The organism is Nocardia sp. NPDC049526 (genome assembly GCF_044465765.1).
Taxonomy (GTDB): domain Bacteria; phylum Actinomycetota; class Actinomycetes; order Mycobacteriales; family Mycobacteriaceae; genus Nocardia.
Genome location: NZ_JBITMA010000001.1, coordinates 1037294 through 1058550, shown reverse-complemented (window position 1 = coordinate 1058550; position 21257 = coordinate 1037294). Strand labels below are relative to the sequence as shown.

Genomic DNA, 21257 nt, shown 5'->3' with positions numbered 1-21257 from the left:
GCCGACCCGAACTACCCGAGGACGCGCGCGATCCAGCGCTCAGGGGCCTCGATTTCCGTTGCGAGCGGGAGGGTTTCGGGGTTGGTCCAGATGGTGTTGAACTGGGCCATGCCGACTTGCGCTACTACGGCGTCGACGAATTTCTTGCCGCGGACGTATTGCGCGACTTTGGCGTCCACGCCGAGCAGGGCGCGCAGGAGGCGTTGGAGCGGGTTGGTCGGGCGTTTGCGGCGTTTGTCGAAGGCGGCGCGGATTTGTTCGACGGTGGGTACGACGGCGGGGCCGACAGCATCCATGACGTGGTCGGCGTGGCCTTCCAGGAGGGTGCCGAGCATGAGCAGGCGGTCCAGGGCTTCGCGCTGCGGTGGGGCCTGGGTCGCGCGGAGCAGGCCGACGACACCGCGGGAATTCGGGTCTTCGGGGCCGGTGCCGCGGCGGCGGTCGCGTACCTCCTCGACGAGGCGACCGAGCATATCGGCGAGCGGCTCGTCGCCGACTTCGCCGAGGGTATCGACATTGGCGCGCATGTAATCGGCCAGCCACGGCGCGGAGGAGAACTGCACCCGGTGGGTCACCTCATGCAGGCAGACCCAGAAGCGGAAGTCGGTCGGCGAGACGCCGAGTGCGCGCTCGACGGCCATGATGTTCGGCGCGACGAGCAGCAGCGTCCCATCGGGTCCGGTGAACGGGTCGTACTGACCGAGAATCGCGGTGGACAGGAACGCCAGCATCGCGCCCGCTTGCACACCCGCAGGTTTGCCGGCGAGCAGGCTCTTGTCCGATGCCTGCCCGGTGCCGGTCAACTGGGCCATGGAATCGGCGGCCGCATTGATCCAGCCGGGCCGGTCGACGATCAGGGCCGAGGGCACCGGCTGATCGTCGAGCAGACCGCTCACCTCGCGAACCGGTCCCTCCGCCCGCACCGATGCGTCGGCCAGCTCGCTCACTACCTGTTCGGCCGAATACCGCGAAGTCCGTGGGCCGGACGGCACCAGCGCGGCACCGGTGCGCGCGGCAAGACGCCAATCGACGGCACCGGAAAATCCGGAACGTCTGCGCTCGGCCGGCGCGTCCGCACCCGAATTCACGGCGGGCGCGGCGCCCGATTTGTCAGTGCCTTCGAACATGGTCAACCACCCGTCACGAGCATCCACAGTTACGCAGCGTGCCGGCGATGGCGTCCAATGCGGGCCGGCTCAGCTCCGGTGGCCGATCGTTCGACATCAGTGCGAAGGTCAATACCCGCCCGTCGCTGTCCAGCACATACCCGACCAACGTGCTCGCCACCGAGAGAGTTCCGGTCTTGGCCCGCACCCAGCCCGCGCCGCCCCGGTTCTGCGTGACATAACGGATGCTCAGCGAACCCGTCGCACCCGCGATAGGCAGATCGTCGAGCAGCGGCGCCAGGGTGGTCGCGATGCGATCGGTTTCCGGCCTGGCCTTGGTATTGCTCGGCTGCACGGCATTGGCGCCACTCGGCTTCGCCGCGGTCGAGATGATCTTGTCGAGCAGCCGGGCAGGCACCCGGTCCTCGGTGGACAGGCCGCTGCTATCGCGCATCGAAAGTCCGTTGAGGTCGAATCCGCCCTTGCCGAGCGCGGTTTCGAGAGCGGTGACGGCTCCGGTGAACGATGCCTCGTTCCCGGACGCGACCGCGATCTCGCGGCCGATGGCCTCGGCGAGCACATTGTCGGAATGGACCATGGTGTCGCGCAGCCGGTCCCGCAGCGGCGCGGATTGCACGCTCGCCACCTCGGTCGCATCGGCGGCGGCATTGCCGATCCGCACCTTGGCGGGATCGAGTCCGAGTTCGGTTGCCAGTCGCTGTCCGGTGGCCAGGGCCGGAGTCGGGGTGCGCGGCGAGTACTCCACCAGCGGGTCGAGGCGCCCGCCGTCGAGCATCACCGGATCCATCGGTGCGATCGAACCCTCGCCGATATCGACCGGATCCCAGCCGGGGGCCATGGGCGGGCCGGAATACGCGGAGGTGTCGACCACGATGGTGTCGACAGGATGGCCGGAGGCCTTGATCTGTGAGACCAGATCCGACAGCCGCGGCCCGTTCGGGTAATACCCATTGCCGTCGGGCTGCGCGGTCAGCGTCGGATCGCCGCCGCCGACGAGCACAAGTTCATTGGGCGCGGATCCGGCGACGACACGGGTGGTCACCCGATGATCCGCGGGCAGGGTGAGCAGGGCGGCCGCGGTGGTGAGGATCTTGGCGGTAGACGACGGAATCATCGGCTTATCGGATTCGGCGCTCCACAGCACGGTCGCGGAGACCGCATCGGTGACCTCACCGGCGAACGCACCGAGGTCGGGATTGGCGACCACCTGTGCGAGCGCGGCGCCGACACCGGCCGGAGTCGGCGCGGGCGCATTCGAGGGCGCCGGCGCGACCTGCAGAAACGGTTTGACCGGGTCGGGCGGCGCGGCGATGGTGAGCCCGCCGTGCCGGAATTCCTCGGTCCACGGCTTGACCGCGATCACCACGCCTGCGCCGGCACCGAGCAGCAAGGCCAGCATGAACGCGACGCCGATCCAGATATTGCGGCGTCGCTTGGTGGCCAAGCCACCGATATTCCTATTGCTGCCACCCACCACGTGCCCGCCGTCTCTCCGTCTCGTATCGCCCGACCGTCGCACCGTCGCCGGGTCCACCCACCTACCGCACCCAAGTGCCCGCGGACCACACTATCCTCGTTCCGGCACCGTTCCCCCCGAACACCTGTCGAGTCGGCGTTCCGACGACCGCAACGCGACAGTCCCTCAGAAGCATCAGTAAGGAGATGGCGTGGAGTTCGACGTCACCATCGAGATCCCCAAGGGTTCTCGGAACAAGTACGAGGTCGATCACGAGACCGGTCGGGTCCGGCTCGACCGTTTCCTCTACACGTCGATGGTCTACCCGGCCGACTACGGCTACATCGAGAACACCCTCGGCGAGGACGGCGACCCGCTGGACGCGCTGGTCCTGCTGCCGGAGTCGGTGTTTCCGGGCTGCCTTATCGAGGTGCGTCCGGTCGCGATGTACAAGATGGTCGACGAGGCGGGCGGCGACGACAAGGTGCTGTGCGTGCCCGCGGGCGATAAGCGCTGGGACCACATCCAGGATCTGGCCGATGTGCCGGAGTTCGAACTGGCCGCGATCAAGCACTTCTTCGAGCGCTACAAGGATCTGGAACCCGGCAAGTACGTCAAGGGCTCGGAGTGGGTCGGCCGCGCCGAGGCCGAGGCCGAGGTGGAAGCCTCGCTCAAGCGGCTGCAGGAGAACGGCGGCCACTGAGTTTTCTCGGGCGGTAGACGATTCGCCCGGCAAACGAAAAGCGGGAAGTCCGGTGCGTTCGGACTTCCCGCTTTCATTGCTCACTGCGGCGGCGGATCAGTTGTAGAGGTAGAGATCCCAGCCGCTATGGGTTTGGACGCACTGCCAGTAGTTGCCGCCGGTCTTGGGCGATGCGCCGTCGGCGGCACACGCGGCGCGGGTCGCGTACGTACCGTAGAAGTACCCGGTGGCGGCCGACGCGGTTCCTGCCGCCGACACCCCGGCGACGGCGGCGATAGTGAGAAGACCGCCCGCGATGAGAGATTTGATTCGCATTCCACTGCTCCTGAAGCGAGGTTGATTGATTACCCCGCTAACGGTAGGAACAGCAAACGTTCAGCACAGCCAACCCTAGGGGTCGAACAGCTGCCACCTGGGGCAATGCCACCTTCTCTACCCTGAGCCAATGTGCTGGACGACTGCCAGCATGCTCGGTCGACATTGCCGGTACCCATCGAATCAAGTTGAGTTAGTGTCGAATTCGTGACATCTCTCGACACAACGGCTCTGCGCAAAGCATTGCTGGACGAGACCGATCTGCTCGCCGATCTGTACTTGTCGGGCGACCCGAAGACGCCGATACCGACCTGCCCGGACTGGACCCTGGCGAACCTGATCGCCCACGTCGGTGGCGGAAACCGTTGGGCCGCAGCGATGATCGCCGACCGGGCCACCGAATTCCTGGAATTCCAGCAGGTACCCGAGGTTCGTCGGCCACGTGACCTGGACGAGGCAGACCGCTGGCTGCGTGCCAGCGCCCGAACCGTCATCGACAACATCGACACAGTGGGTTCCGAGGTCCCGATCTGGACACCGTTCGGCTCCCCCCGCCCGGCCGAGTGGTGGGTGCGCCGACGCCTGCACGAAGCGACCGCCCACCGCGCCGACGCCCTGCTCGCACTCGACCGCGAGGTGAACATCGCCCCCGAACTCGGCGCCGATGGACTGTCGGAATTTCTCGACATCGTCGAGAAGGGACCGCGTTTCGAGACACCCCTCGACGAAGGCACCAGCCTGCAATTGCGCGCCACCGACACCGATGACACCTGGACAATTCTGCGATCCGGCGACACGATCACCCACACCGACAGCCGAGCACCGGCATCATTGACGATTCAGGGCACCGCGATAGATCTGTACCTGCTGCTGCTGCGCCGAGTCCCCGCCGACAGCCCACAACTGGACACCACCGGAGACCTGTCCGTGCTCACGACCTGGCTGGAACGCATCAAATTCTGACGGCGTCGAGGACTGCCGCCCGTCCATGTCGGGGTCAGCCAGGAAAGGCCCTGTGCAACACGAAGATTCGGATGGACAGAAAGTTACAACGTTAACAGCGATCGAACTCGCTGTCCCCCAACCAGTCTCGCCAGTGCCATCTTCAGATAGCTTCTGAGGTAATCGGGATCGGTCGAGCGCTGTCATAAGGCGGTGCCGGAGGTTCCGGTAGTAATCGCCGAAAAAACAACGGATATGGCGTAGTCCGTGGTCAGGGATGGGTGCGGCGTTGAGGGTTCCGGCTGGTTACTGGTTGTCTGAACGCTGGAGGCGGGCGCGGAGGTCGGTTTCCTCGGGTGTCAGTGGGTCGTCGGGATGGCGGATGCGCGGGCGGGTTTGGGCCGGATCGGCAGGCCGTCGTTCGCGGTGGTGTGTTCGGCTTCTGCGAGTGCCCGGTAAAAAGAGTGGGTTTCGAGAGGAGTTTTGCGAATGGTGGCCTGCGGGTCTGGTGGTCGATCCTGGGCTGTCGCAGAACTCTCGTATTTGATCATTTATGAGAATGCGTGTCGCCACCCTCGTGGTGCCCAGTCGGACCCGGTTGCTTTGCGCGGCAAGGAATCCGAGCATGGCGTATGCCTCCAGCATCCAGGTGTCCGGGGCGCTGGCCGGGTCGGCCTGGATGAGGTGATCGAGCGCTCACACGGTGTCCGCGTCTGCGGCCTCATCTGCAACGACGAAAAGCGCAGTGTGCGTGTGGTATCGGGTGACCGGAGGTCAGGAGGGAACCGACTCCTCGCGGCGCGTAGTGATGGCCTGGTGCAGGGCGAGGAAGAACAGCACGAATCCGATCGTCAGCAGGATGTGACCACCGCCGGCCAGGTGTGACAGCGGCTTGTATTCGTCGTATCCGAGGACGGTCCGGGCACCGATGATGGTCATGCACGACACTACCCAGAGGACACCGGTGTTGTAGATGGCGAAGAACCAGCGGTAGGCGCGGGTGCTCGACAGGGTGAGTTGTTGTTCGAGCGCCACGACGATCAGGAAGAACAGTGTTCCCAGCGCCAGCAGGTGAGTGTGGACCACGGCGAGTTCGGTCTTGCCGGTGAACTGGTGGGCCTTGGTGAGTTCGCGGTAGAACAGGCCCGACGGCAGTCCCAGTGCGGTATAGGCGACGGCGGCCCAGTAGAGCTGTTTCATCGATTCCTCGTTCGTGAAATATGTTGCGGTCGTTCGGGCGTGCAGACGTCAGGCGGGCTGCGCGGCGGGCGCGGCGGCGGCCTCCTGGGGCTTGCGCGTCTTGCTGGTCTCACCGAGGATCAGCAGGCCCGTGATCGCGATCAGCGCCGAGGTCAGGCCGTGGACGCCGAACGCGATGGCCGTGGAGCCGTGGTGGGCCAGGACGTTGACCATGTCGCCGAGCGGGGCGGCTGCGGTCATCAGCAGGACCACGCCCAGGGCGCGGCGCTGGCCGGTCACCAGCAGGATGCCCGTGCCCAGGCCCATTGCGAGTTCGCGGCAGCCTTTCACGATGAGGAAGCCGCCGCCGTCGCCGGAGGGCCAGGTCGGCAGGCCGAAGCCCGGGGCCGACGCAGCGGGGGTCAGGATGAAGGACAACGCGAGGTAGAAGGTGAACCCGACGACGGCGGTGGCCAGGACGGTGTTGAGGTTCTTGCGCGACATGGTTGTTCTCCTTGATGTTCAGACAGATCGGGGCAGGGTTCAGCCGCGGACACGGCAGATGGGACGGGCGGAGCGGGGCCGCCGATGACGTGCCAGATGACGCGGACCGGGGCGGGGACGCCGCTGACGGGGATGGCGCTCAGCAGGGTTCGCGTCTTCCGGGACGCCGCCCGACCCGTTGAACGCCGGTTCGGTCCCCGGTGAACTGTTGTCCGGCAAGGCATCCGGCCCCGAGGGATACATGCCCGGCCGACTGCTGTCTCGTACGAGTCGGCCGGGGCGCTGAGATTCCGGATTATCGATCGGCGGTCACTGGGACAGCACGTCGCCGGGTGCTACGTCGAGGGCGAGACGGTAGATCATCGGTCGTGCGGTGAGATCGAGATCGTCCTGGATCCGCTGACTCAGCTGGCGCCATCGTGGAGTGTCGAGGGCGCTGCGCAGGGCGGTGCCGCTGTCCCAGTCGCCGACGTTGACGAAGACCGCCTCGTCGGCCTCGCCGACCGCCTGGAGCATCCGGGATCGGCGGAAGCCGGGCGCGGACGCCATGTACTGGGCATTGTCCCGCCAGCGCTGCAGGAACAGGTCCCGCTGTGCCGCGGGTACGGCCATCGTGTTGATCACTGTGACCGGGGCGTCGGTGTGGGGGACGGTGGGGTTGCTAGCGCCTGTCATATTGTCACGTTAAATGACAGTATTCTCAAATGTCAATCCCGTTGTATGGCAGTCATGTTGAGTTGCTAATGTGAGGGCATGATGAACCGGCCGCTGGACTCGCGTGGGGTATTTCTGTTGTCGCAGATCGGTCACCATGTGGCGTACCGGTTCACCGAGCAGCTGGCGCGATTGGATATGGATCCGGCCCACTTCGCGGTCCTGGGCCACCTGGCTGCCGCGGATGGCCGCAGCCAGCAAGAACTCGCGGATCTGCTGCGGGTTCACCGAAACGCGATGGTCGGACTGGTCGACGAGCTACAGGAGCGCGCACTGGTGATCCGGCGCCCGCATCCGGACGACCGTCGCGCACACGCGGTCCACCTCACCGATCACGCGCGCGAAGTACTCGAGGCGGTCCAATCCGAGGCCGATGCACTGGAATCGGAAATTCTCGCACCCCTCGACGAGAGCGAGCGAGCCCTGCTCCTCCCGCTCCTTCATCGCATCGCCGCACACGCGGACCTCCCCGCCGGAATCCACCCCGGCCTGCAACGACGGCGCCGCGCCCGCCGAGAACCACGGTGAATTCAGCCCGCTGAGCACCCCTCGAGCGCGCGGTTCGAATCGGCCACAGCTGGGATGTCAGGCAGGACCGTGACGTCAGATATCAGAACAGAGTGTCGCGCATGCGTAGGGGCCGATAGCCGGTCGGCCCGAGCTGGGCCAACTCGGCGTCGACGTAGACCTCGATCGCGCCGAAGAAGTTGATGTTCTCCGAGTGGGCCGGGGACACGTGGGCCAGCACCTCGTCATCCACCCGGCGGCCCTCACGCCGCATCTGCTCGACCGCGAGCCCGAAATACTCTGTCGTCCACGCGATTACCGCGTTGGTCGCCAGCGTCAGGCACCGCATTTGCTCGGCCTGGTCCTCGAGATGCCGGGCCCGGATCATGCCCTCGTGAGCGTAGAGCAGGTCGCGTTTGAGTGCGTGGACCGACTCACCCCTGTTCAGCTGGCGCGCGATCTTGCGCCGATAATCCGGATCCGGCAAATAGCGTGCGGCGTAGATCGTACGGCGAAGGGCCCCATACTCTTTCAACGCCGCGGCCAGCGCGTTCTGCCGCCCCGACGCCGACAACTTCCCCACCAGCAGCGACGCGGTCGAGTGCCCGAACTTCAGCGACCCGCTCAGACGAAGCAGATCGTCGTAGTGTTCGGCGATCAGGTCGAGATTCAATCTGCGCGTCAACAGCGGCCCGGCACACGGGAAGCGGGACTCGATCTCCGAACGCGGGCCCGGCCGGTACGGGGTGATCTTGCCCAGATCCCGGATGCGGGGCGAGAGCTGCATGCCGAGCAGGTCGGACAACGCGAAGTCGACCAGGGTCACCCCGTGGGTGTCGGTCGCGTGCTCGGTGATCGGCAGATCCTTGGCGTTGCCGAGAATCTCGTCGAGCACGTAGTGCGCCTCGCGGCGGGTCGTGACGATGACCTTGGTGCCGTAGGTGGTGTGCTGGTCGGTGAGCCAGGTGTAGGTGGAAAGGCCCTGGTCTGCGCAGAAGTGTGGGACCGTACGGGCGGTGGTCGACTTGCCACGGGTCGGGAACCGCTGCCCGTCGCTGGACGATAGTGTGCCGACGCCGAAAGCCGCGGTGAGCGGCAGCCTTTGGTGGTAGTCGATGATCGCCCCGCTCCCACCCGATTCGATCCCCACGGATCAGGCCGCCGATCTGTTCATCGGCGATCGCCGCGTCGGTGACGATCGACAGCAGCTCGTCCAGCAGGGCTTGCGGGTCCTCACCGGAGCGGCCGCGTTCGGCCAGTTCGTCTTTCATCCGCTTTTCGGCATTGCCGAGTTTCGAATGCGCTCGGCGAGCGAACCCGATCTGATAGCGCGGCAACCCAGCCCCCGAACGAAAAGCGGGAAGTCCGGTGGGGTCGGACTTCCCGCTTTCGATCAGTGTGCGATGCCGCCGACTTCGGTTGTCGGCGGATCGGCTCAGTAGTAGATGTAGAGATCCCAGCCGCTGTAGGTTTCGACGCACTCGTAGTAGTAGCCACCGGTGGTGGGCGAGGCGCCGTCCGCGGCACATGCCGCGGAGGTGGCATAGGTGCCGTAGTAGTAGCCCGTGGCCGCGGACGCGGTTGCTGCCGTCGACACCCCGGCGACGGCGGCGGTGGCGAGAAGGCCGGCCGCGATGATGGACTTGATTCGCATTTCACTGCTCCTGAAAGCGAGGTTGATTGATTACCTCGCTTACGTTAAGGACGATTCGGGCCCTGAACAGCCAACCCTAGGGCTCGAAGAATCACCCCTTGGGCAATACCACCTTCCCTACCCTGCGAGCGTTCGGCGGTGCGTCCGAAGGCTTTTCGGCGAGCCGTCATCCGGGTGATCACGGGCCGCCGGGCAGGCGGCGACGGCCCGCGGCGAGTTCGCGCACCAAATCCTCATAACCGATGGCCAATTCGGCCAGCGCCTCCCAGGCGTCGCCGAGGTCGTAGTCCGTGGCGCTCGCCAGGGCGGCGTAGGCGATGGCGGTGCATTGAGCGAGCCGGTCGATCACCGCGCCCAGTGTTTCGGTGTGCACCGCGGCGCTGCCGTGTGCGGGCGGCAGCTGTGCACGAACCCGATGATTGATCCGGCGCACCAATTTCGCTCTCCGGCAATCGATGTCATCGGTCCGGCCGCCGTCGGCGAGTCGGCTCTCGTGCAGGCAGGTGAGTTCATAGGCGGCCTGTAGCAGCGGGTGCGCGGCGTGCTCGACGCCACGGCAGGCACGCAGCACCTCCCCCTTGGTCGGCAGCGGTTCGATCAGCAAGGACATCCTCGGTGCGCATGCGGCTGGGTCGCCTCGGCGACATGGTCCACGGGACTCTCGATTCGGCCAGGTGCCTTCGGATGCGCCCGGGAGAACCTCGGGATGCACCGCCATCCTCGGTGATCCATCCGATTGCCTCGATTCGTGTCGGTGAATTCGAAGCGCCCGGCCGAAACTGCGGATACGCGGCAATCCGTTGTGATCCAATAGGTTTCTCGAGTTTCCTACGGCTCTCCGACCGGGCGCGGCAACAGCACAGCACGCGACAGACGGAGGAGTCAGCGTCTATATGGGGTCTGCATTCGAATCGCGCCGAAAGGCGAGGACAAGTTCCGTGTCCGCGGATCGGTACTTCCGCGCACACATCACACTCGTTTCCGAAAACTGAGGTTGGGGGCCATGACGGATTCTGGAAGTACGGTGCCACGACGACAACTGGGACGCCATCTGCGTGACCTGCGCTTACAGGCCGGGATGACGATGCCCGATGCGGCGCGGTTGATCGAACGCGGCAAGACGACCTTGCAGCGGTTGGAGACCGGGCAGACGAATCGCATTCGGCTGCTCGATATTCGAGAACTGTGTGCGGTGTATGACGCCGAAGAGGTGGTCACGGCAGGGTTGCTCGGGTTGGCGCAGCAGGCGTCGGGGAAGTGTTGGTGGCATGAGTACGGGAAGTTGATCCCGCAGGACTTCAACGTGTATGTGGGGCTGGAGGCAGCGGCGCGGCGGCTGACGTCTTATGCGCCGGATGTCGTCTTGGGGTTGCTACAGACTCCCGGCTATGCGCGTGTACTCGCTCGCGACGTGTTCCCGAACGACACTGATGACGAGATCAATCGCCGTGTGCAATTGAAGCTTCGGCGACAGCGCGCGATTACTCGCAAACGGCGGCCAATCGAACTTAAAGTGGTTCTATTGGAGTGTGCCCTGCGCCGCGTCGTCGGCGATGCCAGGACGATGAGCGCCCAATTGAGGCATCTTGCTGATGTTTCCACATTGCCGAACGTCTCGCTGCGAATCCTTCCGCACTCGGCGGGCATCCCTTTGGGCGATCCCATCGGGCTGTTCACGATCGTCGACTTCGACGTCGACAAGAAGGGAGAGCCGATCGAGCCATCGGTTGTCTACCTCGAAAACTTCACGGGGGATTTGTATTTGGAGTCACCACATCATGTCCAGCGCTACCATGTTGCCCATGACGCCATCTGGCGGCGAGCGCTGGATGAGACCGCAAGCAGGAGCCTGCTTCGGCAAATCGCAAGGGAGTACGGCGGTGACCAACAAGAACGACGTCGACCTATCTGAAGCTCAGTGGTTCAAGAGCATCCGCAGCTCGGGGAGTAAGGATTGCGTCGAGGTCGCCTTCCTGGTCAACTCCTTCGTAGGTGTGCGGGACTCGAAAAACCCGGACGGCCCGGCGCTGGTTTTCAACCCCGATCAGTGGGACGCCTTCACCGCGGCCGTCTCCAACGGAAAGTTCAACCAGTACTGAGTGATCGACACGAAGCCTCCCGCACGATGCGAGCGCGGGAGGCTTTCGGTGTCTGATCCTTACCCGGTCTCATTGCCGGTCTCCCGCGCTAGCCGGTAGGGTTGCGGGGCAATGGGGGATGCGTGTGGCCCTCGGGACGGGTGGCAGCGAAGGGGTTCGCGGATGGCCGGTACAGCGAAGACGCCGCGCGCTGCGGCGCTGATCCTCGGCGCGGCGCTGGCGCTTGTCGGATGCAATGACAACTCAGGGGATAGCGCTCCGACGCCGAGCAGCACGAAAGAACCGGCAACGACGGCAGCGGCCACTACGTCGAAAGACTCCGAAGCAGCGATCTGGAATCCCTGCGACATACCCGATTCCGCAATATCTGCGCTCGGGCTGAACACCGCCAGCAAGGACACCACCGTCGCCGGAGTCGACCCCACGGGATGGAAGGTCTGCGGTTGGCTATCGGCCGCGAAATCGTACAACTTCGGAGTCTTGTCGTCGGAACACACTCTGGAGGAGAGCAGACAGAGGACCGACTACGTGGACTATGTGTCGACGACCGTTGGTTCACGCACGGCACTCCAGTTTCGCCCACGCGGCGCAACGCATGACCAGACTTGCTGGCTCGCCGTTGAGGTGCCGCATGGGATAGTCGACTTCAAGGTAATGAACCGGTCTGGAACTGTCGGTGCCAGCGCTGGTGAGCCATGCGCTGAAGTGCGTCGTCTCACGGAAGCCTTGGCGCAGTATCTGCCTGAACGTTGAAGGAGGGGGAATGATCAACGGTATCGATCCGGGGGAATGGAAGCGCCTACTCGACCAGGCCAATACCGGTGAGCTCTCACTAGACCCCGAAGTCGGGAAGGACTTGGACAAGGTCTGCGACGACCAAATCGACAGGCTGAACACAGTGCTGGACAAGGTCGGCAACATTGGCCTCATAACGGGATTCGGCGATTTCAACTCCGGCAAGATTCTCGAGAAGAAGTTCTCCGAAACCGCTGCCGGAACCGACCGGTCGCTGGACACTGTGATCAACCAGCACATCGAGACTGTCGAAACCATGAAACAGGTTGTGGCACAGGCAATTGCAAACTTCGTCGCCCAAGATCAGGACCGTGCCTCCCAGTTTGCGCAGGTGACTCCCGAATGACCTACGAGGACTACCAGCGCCGGGTGATCCAGGCCCAAGAGCAATGGAACCGCGACCGCGACTGGATCTACAAAACCGAGTCGGGCTACAACGGTTTCGACGGCGAAACGCAACCGCCGCACATCACAACTCCGGACAGCTACGACCATCTCACCCTCGAGCAAATGCAGACCGCCGTCTCGGCGATGAAGCCGAAACTCGTCGATGACGCGGTCACCATGTGGGCGAATATCGGCGCGGACCTGACCGGCACCTTCGAGGTCTTCAAGCGCGAATTCGGTCGCACCATCACCGGCCAGAACGGCCACACCGGATGGACCGGTGCTGCAGCACAGGCAGCCACCAACGCGGTGAACAACTACTACGACAAGTCCGTGCCGCTGGCGCAGGCGGCCACCCTGACCAGTCTCAAGCTCTCGGAAATGAAGACCGGCCTGGAGCAGACCCAGGCATTGATGCCCGGCCTGACCGAACGCCCGGATATCGCGGGAAAGACGCTACCCAAAGACGGCGTCATGAAGACCGACGAATACACCAGCACCGAGGCCGAGCAGGAGGGGCGCAGAATCCTGCGCACGGTTTACGGCCAGGTCGCGGGGCAGACCGATGTCGGCGTTCCCTACATGCCCACCGCCCCGACGATCACCGACAGTCCCGGCCCGGTCGCATCGGGACGGGATCCCGGTGGTACGCACGGACCTTCAGGTTCCGACGGCGGTACCTCGGGTTCCGGTGGCGACGGCTCGGAGGGCTCAGGCAACCAGGGCCAGGATTCGGGTCAGCCGACGGGCACCGAGCAATCCACAAACCCGTCGTCGACAACACCGGATGCCACCACCGCCGCCAGCACCACCCCCCAAAGCACCACTGCGACAACGCAATCCACTTCCCCCACCACCGCGACCCCGAGCACGTCCACCCCGAGCCCCAACACCCCGGGCATCGGAACCAGCACCGGCCGCCCAACCAGCACCCCCGGCGCCACCCAGGGCAGCCCCGGCCGCAGCACCTCCGGCACACCGACAACCGCGACGACCACAGCCGCCGCAACCACCCGCCAGAGCACCGCGGCAACAGGCCGCTCCGGCACGTCCGGCATGGGCGCCCCCGGCCAGAACAAGTCCAACGACGATGACCGCAAAAAAGGCATCCCCGACTACCTCATCACCGCCGAACACGGCCAAGAACTAACCGGCCTGGACGCTCAACCCAAAACCGTCCCCCCAGTAATCGGCGCAGACCCCGACAGTGAACCCCGCTACTAGCCCGAGGGAGGCCGGGCGGCGGAACGACGGAGTGGATAAGCGCAGGGAATGGCAATCGGTGAAGGCGGCGAAGTGGGTATGGAAGGCGCAGTGGCGGTCGGCGGTGGGGCGGGTAGGCACAGGCTGACCGGTCTGGAGTTCGAAATCCTTTGGGCCGCATACGGTCGCGATCGCCTGCCCTATCCGCTGCACTATCGCACCGAGATCGCCGACTTCGATGAGCTGAAGCGCCATCGGGAGGCCGCCGTCGGTTCCCTGCTCGCCAAGTACTCGCCTGAGCTCGAACGCGCCGTCGAGGTACTGCTCGAGCCGGACGTCCGTGTCGAGTCGAAGGGTTTCGGGGGTGCCGATCCATCGCGTACCTACCGGTTCCACGGCGCGGTCCGTGCGCAGGCCGGGGCCGCCTTGCACCAATTACCCGGGCCGAACCCGGACAGCGGCGGCGATGTTCTCGTAACCTATTGCGCCGCAGAGCAAGTCGCCCGGCACGCAGTGACTGCGTTACCCGCGTGCGGACCCGGCACCCACCCACCACTGGAGATCCGCCGCGCGGAAATCACCGCCGAACGCGACCGCCATATCCGCCGCGCCCACGACGTCGGCCCCATCGAGCAACTGGACCGCATCTTCCAGCGCCCCCGCTCCGCCTTCGGCGAAATAGCCATCTGCCCCGGCCCAGCCCTCGACGCCCGCCCCACTCCGTCCCGCGGTTTCTGGTGGATGGACTACCCCGACGGCCGCTACTACGTGAAAACCGGCGACCCCATCATCGCCAAACCCATCGAACCCCATGCCATGGCCACCGAAATCCACCGCCTCACCACCCTCACCCAGCGCTACCACCGCGAAGACCGCGAACACGACGAATACCTCCGCACCCGCCACTGAACACTGCCCACAACCGACCCCCGCCGGAGGCCCAGAATTCGATGCGGTCCAGCCAGGTTGTGAGTACGGGCAGCCGGGGTGGCATGGACACGATGACTGGCGTGCCCACGTGCGGAGTTCGGCCAGGCAATCATCGCCCATGGTGGCATCCATGGCTTCGGCGCGAGAAACGCTGTGACGGTACAGGATCCGACGCTGCGCTAAAGTCCGATGGCGCACCGGGACGGCGCTGTAGATCGCGCCCCATAGCTTGATTCGGGGAGTGGCTTGAATAACCGGACCGGTGAACCTGCCAGGGGCGGCCGGGACGGCGAGAGGAGTGATCCCACCCGATGAGGTACCCAACGCCTGGAATCCGGCAGGTGATGCTGGCCTGTGTCGTCGCCGGCCTCATGGCCGTCACGGTCGGCATGACCGGCTGCAGCAGCGAAAGACATGACGGCGACCGGCGGTCGGAGCCGACCCAGGCCGCGAACAACACCGACATCGCCAGGGAGGCTTCCGAATTCGGCGGGATCGTCATTCCGGAGAATGTCTCCGTGCTCGGCGCCCGATCCGAGCACGGTATCGACACGCTCTACCAGCTCGCGCTATCGACCGATCCCCAGGGCCTTACCCTGCTGCTGACCACATCGAAATTCTCCGCGCCGCTGACCAAAGTCTTCGGCGCGGCCCAGACCGCCATCGCCGGGCCTTCCCTGGAGACTTCACCGTCGATCCTGAAGGCCCAGGACCTCTACCGACGCCCCGACGGAAAGTCGGTCGACCGGATCGTCATCGTGGACGAGCGGGACCCGTCGAGCCGCTTCGTCCACATCCAACTGTTCGACACATGATCCGCGTGCTCAGCCAGGGTTGAGGATCAGGTACCCCACCCGCGCGGCGGCGAACAGGAGCACGGACACAGGCGGATGCCGTGCCGGACCGCCGGGTGACGGATAAGCCGAGCCCGCCTCAATCCGGCTGACCGTAACCAACCAGGCGGACGCCTTCAGCGCACAAGCGACATGTGGTGCCGTTACCGGCAGCCAGGGCTAGCGCGACCAGAACCGGGCGTCCGATGAATTCACACCGGCCCAGCCGCACCCGTCGATTTCGATCCCACACCGTTGGTCGCAGCGATGGCATCTACCGTGTCCGCGGACGGATTCAAGGTCTCCCCGCCTGCGGTCAACAATCCGGTGCGCTCGAGCACATCCGGTCCGGCACCGTTGGACGCCGCATCACCTTTGGCCGCCTCGATACCGCCGACCGTACGCAGCGGCACTTCCTTCCAGAACAGCACCAGGATCAGCCCGAGCAGTGCCATGCCGGTCACCGACAGGAATACCGTCGACATCGATTCCGCGAAACCGACCTTGAACGGCCGCGCCAGCTCTGGGCTCAGTTGCTGCACGATCGAGCTGTCCTTCAGCACCCCACCGGCCGCCGAAGTATCCTGCGCGAGCAGGCCTTTCGCGAGCGCGGCATCAGCGGGATTGCTGCTGTGCGCGGCCTCGACCACGGCGTGCTGGAAGGCCGGATCGGTGGCCGCGGACTTCATCTCGGTGGAGATATTCGGCGTCAACTGCGCGAAGAGGATCGAGAGGAATATCGCGACACCCATCGTGCCGCCGATCTGCCGGAAGAACGTGGCCGCGGCGGTGGAGACGCCCATATCCTTGGGCGGCAACGCGTTCTGCACCGCTATGGTGAGCGGCTGCATGAGATTGCCGAGTCCGAAGCCGGTGGCGGCCATGAAGATCATCGCGACCCACAGTGGGCTGTCGGCATTCACGAAGTGCAGCAGGAACAGGCCCAGCGTCAACATGGTCGCGCCGATGAGCGGGAAGATCCGGTAACGACCGGTACGCGAGATCAGCTGGCCGGATACGACCGAGCCGGTCATCATCCCGAGCACCATCGGCAGCATCTGCAGACCGGCCAGTGTCGGACTGGATCCGCGCACCACCTGCAGGTACTGCGGCAGCAGCGAAATACCGCCGAACATCGCCGAGCCGACCACGACCGAAATCACCACGCCGAGCGCGAAGGTCTTATTGGCGAACATCCGCAGCGGAATCAGCGCCTTATCCTTCATCGCCTTCTCGACCAGCACGAACCCGATGACACCGAGCACACCGATCACATAGCAGAGGATGGAACGTCCACTGCCCCAACCCCATTCGCGCCCCTGCTCGGCAACGATGAGCAGCGGCACCAGTCCGATCGCCAGCACGAGCACACCCCACCAATCGACCCGGTCGGTGGAATGCGGCCGCTTCGGCAGCTTGAGCACCCTGGAGACGACACCGAGCGCGACCAGGCCGATCGGCACGTTGACGAGGAAGACCCAGCGCCAGCCGCTGATCCCGAAGATGCTGTCCTGTCCGGCGAGCACGCCGCCGAGCACCGGGCCGATCACGCTGGAGGTGCCGAATACCGCGAGGAAGTAGCCCTGGTACTTGGCGCGTTCACGCGGGCTGACGATATCGCCGAGGATGGTCAGCGCCAGCGACATCAGGCCGCCCGCACCGAGCCCCTGGAATGCGCGGAACGCCGCGAGTTCGTACATCGACTGCGCCATCGTGCACAGCAGCGAACCGATCACGAAGATCGAGATCGCCGCCATGAAGAAGGGCTTGCGGCCGAACATATCGGACAACTTGCCGTACAGCGGCGTCGCGAGCGTCGCGGTGATCAGGTAGGCGGTGGTCGCCCAGGCCTGCATCGAATAGCCGTCGAGATCATCGGCGATGGTGCGGATCGCGGTGGAAACGATCGTCTGGTCCAGCGCCGCGAGCAGCATACCGAGTAGCAGACCGCTCATGATGGTCAGGATCTGTCTGTGGGTGAAACCCGTGGGCTCCGCCACGGTGGCCGGTGCGGTCACGAATCGTTCTCCGTCTCGAGGTCGAATTGGTGCTGGTCCTGGCGGATGGCCGCGATCATCGCGGGCTTGGCCCGCTCGAAGTCGTCGACGAACTGCCGCAGCAGTCCGGCGAATGCGGCACGGTCCTGTGGAGTCCAGGCCGCCATCACGCGGGTCAGGTTCTCGCGCTTGCGCCTGCGTATCCGCTCGGCGGTCTCGCGTCCCCGCTCGGTGACGACGAGCACGGTGGCGCGGCCGTCGTTGCGATCGGCTTGCCGTTCCACCAAATGTCGCTCGACGAGGTGGGCGACGTGCCGACTGACCGTCGACGCATCCGAATGCACCGCCTCGGCAAGTTCGCCCGAGCGCATCGGTCCGTCACAGAGCAGCCGGAACAGGACCGCGAAGGCCGCTGGATCCACGCCGTCCTTGCTCCGCATTTGCGCCGCGGTCCGCTCCCGGATCCGTTGCAGCCGGGTGAGCTGCATCGCGATCGCGTCGACCGACAGCTCGTCCTCGTCCACTCGACTCTCACCTTTACTTGCGTCAATCAATTAGTTGCGTGATACAAGTATGTGTGCGAGCCAACAGCTAGGGCAAGCGAATATCCGGCCTTTACCGGCCCTTGAACTCCGGGGCTCGCTTCTCGAACACCGACTGGATGGCCTCGGTCAGATCCTCGGACGGCAGGAAGGCGGAGTTCCACGCGGAGACATAGCGCAACCCGGCCGCCACCTGATCCTTGGTGCGCTGCTCGAGCACATCCTTCGCGCCCTGCACCACCAGCGGCGGATTCGCGGCGATCTCGCGCGCGATGGCGTGCGCCGCGTCCAGTACCGCCTCCTGGTCGGCGAATACATCGTTGACCAGGCCGATCTTCTCGGCACGCGCCGCGTCGATGTCCTTACCGGTGTAGGCGAGTTCGCGCAGGTGGCCCTCGCCGATGATGCCGGGCAGCCGGTGCAGCGACCCGATATCGGCGACGATCGCGACCTTCGCCTCGCGCAGGCTGAACTTCGCGTCCGCGCTCGCGTAGCGGATATCGGCGGCGGCGATCAGATCCAGCCCGCCGCCGATGCACCAGCCGGAAACCGCGGCGATGACCGGCTTGCGGCAATCGGCCACCGCGGTCACCGCGGCTTGCATCCGGCGCACTTCGTAGAGGAAGTCGGTGCGCGGCGCGGCCAGCGCCTTATCCGCCATCAGCGGACCGAACGTGCCTGCCATAGCGGGCAGGTCGAGTCCGTAGGAGAAATGCTTTCCGGAACCGGTGAGCACAATGGCGCGAACCTCGGGATCGGCGTCCAGCCCGCGGAAAATCTCCGGCAGCTCCCGCCAGAAGTCCGGACCCATGGCATTGCCCTTGCCGGGGCCGGTCAGCGTGACCTGCGCGACGTGGTCCTTGGTTTCAACGGTGAAAGCCTGCCAATCAGTCATTCGTATAGCGTAAAGCAGATGCGGCCGAGCCAGCCGACCAGTCCGTGCTGCCCGCAAATGCTGTGCAAAGTCGGTGCGCCGCACTGGTTCTCCGTCGTACATCCCGACCACTGACCGAAAACCGACCGGCATACTGCCCGCAATCGCTCTACTCTGGTTCCATGCGCAGGTCGCTTCCACCAGTCGCATGCCGGGTCGCAGATACCCTGATCGCGCGCGGCCACCATGGTGTCATCGTCACTCAGCCCGCCCCCACGCCCACCGCCGCCGATGCCGCACGGGCACTCGGCGTCGATGTGGGCGCCATCACGAAATCACTGGTCTTCCTCCTGGACGATGATCCGGTGCTGCTGCTGGTTTCCGGCGCACACCAGGTCCACCTCGGGCGCACCGGCGAACGGCTGGAAGGCAAGCTCACCCGCGCCCCCGCCGCGATGGTGCAGGAGGTGACAGGTCAGCCCATCGGCGGCATCGCGCCGGTCGGCCATCCCACCAACCTGCCGACGTGGGTGGATAACGTGCTGTCCACGCACCGGGAGGTCTGGGCCGCGGGCGGCCATCCGAATACCGTATTCCGCACCTCGTTTCGCGAACTCGTGCGTATCACCGCCGGGCTTGCGATCGACGTGGACTGAGCGCCACCCAGACGCCCGGCGTAGTTTCGTCATGTGACTGAAGCTCAACCCCCCGCCACGGACATCCAGATTCCCGATGATCTGAGCGGTATCACCGCCGAGCTGTATCGCGCCTCCATGCGACACTATCCGGCGGGCGTCACCGTCGTCACCCTGGGCTCCGCGAACGGCCCGGTCGGCTTCACCGCGACCTCCTTCGCATCGCTGTCCCTGGAGCCGCCGCTGGTCTCCTTCAATATCGCCCACACCTCGTCGAGCCTGACGGCATTGCAGGCCGCCGACTCCGTGGTGGTCCATTTCCTCGGCGAACACCAGCACGATCTGGCCAAGCGTTTCGCCCGCACCGCTGATCAACGCTTCAGCGACCGCTCCCTGTGGACCACCCTGGACACGGGCGAGCCGGTGCTGCACGGCACGCCCATCTGGATTCGTGCCACCATCCAGCAGTTGATCCCCATCGGTGACCACACCCTCGTCGTCGGTCTGGTCACCCGGGTCCACGACCGAACCGACGAACAGCCCAGCGCCGCACCGCTGCTCTACTATCGCGGCCGCTACTACCGCCCGACCTCGCTCGAAGGCTGAGCGCGGCCGGGCGGATTCGCCTGCGCGACAACGCTATAGGTCGAGGGATGAGCCGGTGCGCACCTCGATGTGGAAGGTGTCACCCGCGCCCATATCCAGCGATGAGGGCGTGGTCGCGTCCGGGATCAGCTCGTCTTGGCTGGGTTCCTTCGGTGGTGGATCAGTGGTCGGCTCGGGTGGACTCCCGGGCGAGGTGCTCGTGGTATACGGACCGTGCGTCGACGTCGGCGCGGTCGTGTCGTGGATCGAAGTAGGCGTCGGCGTCGTGGACGGTGCCACATACGGCGCGTGCTGCGGCGAGGAATCGTCGGTCGATGTACCGGCGGTGAAGGTCGTACCCCCGGGCGATGGACTCACATACGGCGCGTGCTGCGTGGTCGAAGAATCGTCGGTCGACGTACCGGCGGTGAAGGTCGTACCCCCGGGCGACGGACTCACATACGGTGCGTGCTGCGTGGTTGTCGTATCCGACTCGTTCTTGCTGCCCGAGGTTTCGGTCTGTTCCGAACCGTCGTACAGCGCTTTGTAATTGCGCGCCGGTCCGAACGCTGTGGTGGTGAGCTGCTCGGCCAACTTCTTCGTATCGGTGCTATTGAACCCGAGTTTGTTCAGCGCGCCCTGGATGGCCCCATCCAGTGCCCCACGCTCACCCGATTCGACCAGCCTGTCGATGTCGTAACCGTCGCGAGTACCCATCTCGATCCCGATGGTCTGTCGCAGGAATTCCTTTGCGGTACTTGTCAATGCGCCGGTCGCCGCCTTGATCACCGTCTGGGTGAGGATCTGCTGGATCAGCTTGCGCAGCGCCTGCGTGATGGCGGTGCGGATCGCGACCTGCATCGCCGCCGCCTCGGCGGTACTCGCGCCGAGGGTCGGCACCGCCGCCGCGGCGGCTGCCGCCAACTGGATGGCGGTGTAGATCAGCATCGAGATGATGTACAGCTTGATGGCCAGAATCAGCGATGCATAGATGCGCAGCGCCAGGGCGATATCGCGGAGCAGATCGGTGAGCGTTTCGACCGCCTGCATCGTCTTCTGCCGATAGCGCTCGATCGCGTCGTGGGTCTCGCCCTCGATATGGCCAAGTGCCTCTTGGAATTTGGTATCGATCTTGCCGGAGTACTTCTCCAGCGTATTCGCCATCTTCTCGGCCTTATTGCCCAAACTGAACAGCTTGGTCTCATCCGCCTTCGGCCAGCGATAGACGACAACCGCCGCCACCGGCTCCAGCGCCGATGGTATCTGCAGCCCCATG

At 65.1% G+C, this 21257-nt stretch carries 25 protein-coding genes and 1 pseudogene; 13 read left to right on the top strand and 13 right to left on the bottom strand.

From position 1 onward, the window contains the following. Positions 1-11 precede the first annotated feature (11 nt). Both ACIBW7_RS04660 and dacB read right to left on the bottom strand, forming a co-directional pair. Positions 12-1127: a zinc-dependent metalloprotease gene (locus ACIBW7_RS04660; protein ID WP_397044003.1), complete on the bottom strand. Its 1116-nt coding sequence runs from the start codon at positions 1125-1127 to the stop codon at positions 12-14. Between the two features lie 13 nt (positions 1128-1140). Then, positions 1141-2580, bottom strand: a complete 1440-nt coding sequence (gene dacB, locus ACIBW7_RS04655; RefSeq protein ID WP_397044220.1) for a D-alanyl-D-alanine carboxypeptidase/D-alanyl-D-alanine-endopeptidase — start codon at positions 2578-2580, stop codon at positions 1141-1143. Positions 2581-2794: 214 nt separating this feature from the next. Here dacB and ACIBW7_RS04650 point away from each other — a divergent pair, with 214 nt between their 5' ends. After that, on the top strand, positions 2795-3286 hold the full coding sequence (locus ACIBW7_RS04650; RefSeq protein ID WP_397044001.1) for an inorganic diphosphatase: 492 nt from the start codon (positions 2795-2797) through the stop codon (positions 3284-3286). Between the two features lie 96 nt (positions 3287-3382). Here the strand turns inward: ACIBW7_RS04650 and ACIBW7_RS04645 are convergent, their stop codons facing one another. Beyond that, a complete protein-coding gene (locus tag ACIBW7_RS04645; RefSeq protein WP_397043999.1) occupies positions 3383-3601 on the bottom strand; it encodes a hypothetical protein in 219 nt (72 codons plus the stop codon). 207 nt (positions 3602-3808) lie between these two features. Between ACIBW7_RS04645 and ACIBW7_RS04640 the strand changes: the two genes are divergently transcribed. After that, positions 3809-4564, top strand: a complete 756-nt coding sequence (locus ACIBW7_RS04640) for a maleylpyruvate isomerase family mycothiol-dependent enzyme (RefSeq protein ID WP_397043997.1) — start codon at positions 3809-3811, stop codon at positions 4562-4564. 753 nt (positions 4565-5317) lie between these two features. On the opposite strand, the gene ACIBW7_RS04635 is transcribed toward ACIBW7_RS04640, so the two are convergent. The 3 genes from ACIBW7_RS04635 to ACIBW7_RS04625 all read right to left on the bottom strand — a co-directional run bounded on the left by ACIBW7_RS04635 (position 5318) and on the right by ACIBW7_RS04625 (position 6901). Next, positions 5318-5743, bottom strand: a complete 426-nt coding sequence (locus ACIBW7_RS04635; RefSeq protein ID WP_397043995.1) for a DUF2871 domain-containing protein — start codon at positions 5741-5743, stop codon at positions 5318-5320. A gap of 48 nt (positions 5744-5791) precedes the next feature. Further along, positions 5792-6226: a DUF4267 domain-containing protein gene (locus tag ACIBW7_RS04630; RefSeq protein ID WP_397043992.1), complete on the bottom strand. Its 435-nt coding sequence runs from the start codon at positions 6224-6226 to the stop codon at positions 5792-5794. Between the two features lie 309 nt (positions 6227-6535). After that, positions 6536-6901 carry an antibiotic biosynthesis monooxygenase family protein gene (locus ACIBW7_RS04625; RefSeq protein ID WP_397043990.1) on the bottom strand — a complete coding sequence of 122 codons (366 nt, stop codon included), beginning with the start codon at positions 6899-6901 and terminating at the stop codon, positions 6536-6538. A gap of 78 nt (positions 6902-6979) precedes the next feature. Between ACIBW7_RS04625 and ACIBW7_RS04620 the strand changes: the two genes are divergently transcribed. Beyond that, positions 6980-7468: a MarR family winged helix-turn-helix transcriptional regulator gene (locus tag ACIBW7_RS04620; RefSeq protein WP_397043988.1), complete on the top strand. Its 489-nt coding sequence runs from the start codon at positions 6980-6982 to the stop codon at positions 7466-7468. 82 nt (positions 7469-7550) lie between these two features. Here ACIBW7_RS04620 and ACIBW7_RS04615 read toward each other — a convergent pair. After that, positions 7551-8567 (bottom strand): annotated as a pseudogene (locus tag ACIBW7_RS04615) (Tn3 family transposase); the annotation flags it as partial. Between ACIBW7_RS04615 and ACIBW7_RS04610 the strand changes: the two are divergent. Beyond that, complete coding sequence (locus ACIBW7_RS04610) at positions 8563-8889, top strand: hypothetical protein (protein WP_397043986.1); 327 nt, start codon at positions 8563-8565, stop codon at positions 8887-8889. The pseudogene ACIBW7_RS04615 and the gene ACIBW7_RS04610 overlap by 5 nt on opposite strands. Here the strand turns inward: ACIBW7_RS04610 and ACIBW7_RS04605 are convergent. Next, positions 8883-9101, bottom strand: a complete 219-nt coding sequence (locus ACIBW7_RS04605; protein ID WP_397043984.1) for a hypothetical protein — start codon at positions 9099-9101, stop codon at positions 8883-8885. The genes ACIBW7_RS04610 and ACIBW7_RS04605 overlap by 7 nt on opposite strands. A gap of 178 nt (positions 9102-9279) precedes the next feature. Continuing rightward, positions 9280-9705, bottom strand: coding sequence for a DUF4254 domain-containing protein (locus ACIBW7_RS04600; RefSeq protein WP_397043982.1), 426 nt, complete (start codon positions 9703-9705; stop codon positions 9280-9282). Positions 9706-10104: 399 nt separating this feature from the next. On the opposite strand from ACIBW7_RS04600, the gene ACIBW7_RS04595 reads away from it, so the two are divergent. From ACIBW7_RS04595 to ACIBW7_RS04565, 7 genes are all read left to right on the top strand, one after another. Beyond that, positions 10105-11013 (top strand): helix-turn-helix domain-containing protein, encoded by a 909-nt coding sequence (locus ACIBW7_RS04595; protein WP_397043980.1) that lies wholly within the window; start codon positions 10105-10107, stop codon positions 11011-11013. Further along, positions 10982-11200, top strand: a complete 219-nt coding sequence (locus ACIBW7_RS04590) for a DUF397 domain-containing protein (RefSeq protein WP_397043979.1) — start codon at positions 10982-10984, stop codon at positions 11198-11200. The genes ACIBW7_RS04595 and ACIBW7_RS04590 overlap by 32 nt, the downstream gene beginning before the upstream one ends. Positions 11201-11362: 162 nt before the next feature. Continuing rightward, positions 11363-11953 carry a DUF3558 domain-containing protein gene (locus ACIBW7_RS04585; protein WP_397043977.1) on the top strand — a complete coding sequence of 197 codons (591 nt, stop codon included), beginning with the start codon at positions 11363-11365 and terminating at the stop codon, positions 11951-11953. A 10-nt stretch (positions 11954-11963) separates the two neighbouring features. After that, the gene (locus tag ACIBW7_RS04580; RefSeq protein ID WP_397043975.1) at positions 11964-12341 is read left to right on the top strand and encodes a hypothetical protein; all 378 of its coding nucleotides are present in this window, start codon (positions 11964-11966) and stop codon (positions 12339-12341) included. Next, a complete protein-coding gene (locus ACIBW7_RS04575) occupies positions 12338-13606 on the top strand; it encodes a hypothetical protein (protein WP_397043973.1) in 1269 nt (422 codons plus the stop codon). The genes ACIBW7_RS04580 and ACIBW7_RS04575 overlap by 4 nt, the downstream gene beginning before the upstream one ends. 48 nt (positions 13607-13654) lie before the next feature. Continuing rightward, a complete protein-coding gene (locus tag ACIBW7_RS04570) occupies positions 13655-14494 on the top strand; it encodes an ESX secretion-associated protein EspG (protein WP_397043971.1) in 840 nt (279 codons plus the stop codon). Positions 14495-14826: 332 nt separating this feature from the next. Beyond that, entirely contained in the window at positions 14827-15330 is a 504-nt protein-coding gene (locus tag ACIBW7_RS04565) for a hypothetical protein (RefSeq protein WP_397043969.1), read from the top strand. 230 nt (positions 15331-15560) lie between these two features. Here ACIBW7_RS04565 and ACIBW7_RS04560 read toward each other — a convergent pair whose 3' ends face one another. The 3 genes from ACIBW7_RS04560 to ACIBW7_RS04550 form a co-directional block, all read right to left on the bottom strand. Continuing rightward, positions 15561-17303 carry an MDR family MFS transporter gene (locus tag ACIBW7_RS04560; protein ID WP_397044218.1) on the bottom strand — a complete coding sequence of 581 codons (1743 nt, stop codon included), beginning with the start codon at positions 17301-17303 and terminating at the stop codon, positions 15561-15563. Positions 17304-17362: 59 nt separating this feature from the next. Continuing rightward, positions 17363-17869, bottom strand: coding sequence for a MarR family winged helix-turn-helix transcriptional regulator (locus tag ACIBW7_RS04555; RefSeq protein ID WP_397043967.1), 507 nt, complete (start codon positions 17867-17869; stop codon positions 17363-17365). 91 nt (positions 17870-17960) lie between these two features. Continuing rightward, positions 17961-18782 (bottom strand): crotonase/enoyl-CoA hydratase family protein, encoded by an 822-nt coding sequence (locus ACIBW7_RS04550; RefSeq protein WP_397043965.1) that lies wholly within the window; start codon positions 18780-18782, stop codon positions 17961-17963. 161 nt (positions 18783-18943) lie between these two features. On the opposite strand from ACIBW7_RS04550, the gene ACIBW7_RS04545 reads away from it, so the two are divergent. Together ACIBW7_RS04545 and ACIBW7_RS04540 are read left to right on the top strand one after the other, a co-directional pair. Further along, a complete protein-coding gene (locus tag ACIBW7_RS04545; protein ID WP_397043963.1) occupies positions 18944-19417 on the top strand; it encodes a YbaK/EbsC family protein in 474 nt (157 codons plus the stop codon). A gap of 33 nt (positions 19418-19450) precedes the next feature. Next, a complete protein-coding gene (locus ACIBW7_RS04540; RefSeq protein ID WP_397043961.1) occupies positions 19451-20002 on the top strand; it encodes a flavin reductase family protein in 552 nt (183 codons plus the stop codon). Positions 20003-20035: 33 nt separating this feature from the next. Here the strand turns inward: ACIBW7_RS04540 and ACIBW7_RS04535 are convergent, their stop codons facing one another. Further along, positions 20036-21256 (bottom strand): hypothetical protein, encoded by a 1221-nt coding sequence (locus ACIBW7_RS04535; protein ID WP_397043959.1) that lies wholly within the window; start codon positions 21254-21256, stop codon positions 20036-20038. Between the last annotated feature and the right edge of the window lies 1 nt (position 21257).

What these genes read in the sequence shown, in the direction of transcription:
- ACIBW7_RS04660 (WP_397044003.1), bottom strand. Translation starts at nt 1,127, where the DNA reads ATGTTCGAAGGCACTGACAAATCGGGCGCCGCGCCCGCCGTGAATTCG.
- ACIBW7_RS04645 (WP_397043999.1), bottom strand. Translation starts at nt 3,601, where the DNA reads ATGCGAATCAAATCTCTCATCGCGGGCGGTCTTCTCACTATCGCCGCC.
- ACIBW7_RS04635 (WP_397043995.1), bottom strand. Translation starts at nt 5,743, where the DNA reads ATGAAACAGCTCTACTGGGCCGCCGTCGCCTATACCGCACTGGGACTG.
- ACIBW7_RS04630 (WP_397043992.1), bottom strand. Translation starts at nt 6,226, where the DNA reads ATGTCGCGCAAGAACCTCAACACCGTCCTGGCCACCGCCGTCGTCGGG.
- ACIBW7_RS04625 (WP_397043990.1), bottom strand. Translation starts at nt 6,901, where the DNA reads ATGACAGGCGCTAGCAACCCCACCGTCCCCCACACCGACGCCCCGGTC.
- ACIBW7_RS04620 (WP_397043988.1), top strand. Translation starts at nt 6,980, where the DNA reads ATGATGAACCGGCCGCTGGACTCGCGTGGGGTATTTCTGTTGTCGCAG.
- ACIBW7_RS04610 (WP_397043986.1), top strand. Translation starts at nt 8,563, where the DNA reads ATGATCGCCCCGCTCCCACCCGATTCGATCCCCACGGATCAGGCCGCC.
- ACIBW7_RS04605 (WP_397043984.1), bottom strand. Translation starts at nt 9,101, where the DNA reads ATGCGAATCAAGTCCATCATCGCGGCCGGCCTTCTCGCCACCGCCGCC.
- ACIBW7_RS04595 (WP_397043980.1), top strand. Translation starts at nt 10,105, where the DNA reads ATGACGGATTCTGGAAGTACGGTGCCACGACGACAACTGGGACGCCAT.
- ACIBW7_RS04585 (WP_397043977.1), top strand. Translation starts at nt 11,363, where the DNA reads ATGGCCGGTACAGCGAAGACGCCGCGCGCTGCGGCGCTGATCCTCGGC.
- ACIBW7_RS04580 (WP_397043975.1), top strand. Translation starts at nt 11,964, where the DNA reads ATGATCAACGGTATCGATCCGGGGGAATGGAAGCGCCTACTCGACCAG.
- ACIBW7_RS04575 (WP_397043973.1), top strand. Translation starts at nt 12,338, where the DNA reads ATGACCTACGAGGACTACCAGCGCCGGGTGATCCAGGCCCAAGAGCAA.
- ACIBW7_RS04570 (WP_397043971.1), top strand. Translation starts at nt 13,655, where the DNA reads ATGGCAATCGGTGAAGGCGGCGAAGTGGGTATGGAAGGCGCAGTGGCG.
- ACIBW7_RS04565 (WP_397043969.1), top strand. Translation starts at nt 14,827, where the DNA reads ATGAGGTACCCAACGCCTGGAATCCGGCAGGTGATGCTGGCCTGTGTC.
- ACIBW7_RS04560 (WP_397044218.1), bottom strand. Translation starts at nt 17,303, where the DNA reads ATGAGCGGTCTGCTACTCGGTATGCTGCTCGCGGCGCTGGACCAGACG.
- ACIBW7_RS04550 (WP_397043965.1), bottom strand. Translation starts at nt 18,782, where the DNA reads ATGACTGATTGGCAGGCTTTCACCGTTGAAACCAAGGACCACGTCGCG.
- ACIBW7_RS04545 (WP_397043963.1), top strand. Translation starts at nt 18,944, where the DNA reads ATGCGCAGGTCGCTTCCACCAGTCGCATGCCGGGTCGCAGATACCCTG.
- ACIBW7_RS04535 (WP_397043959.1), bottom strand. Translation starts at nt 21,256, where the DNA reads ATGGGGCTGCAGATACCATCGGCGCTGGAGCCGGTGGCGGCGGTTGTC.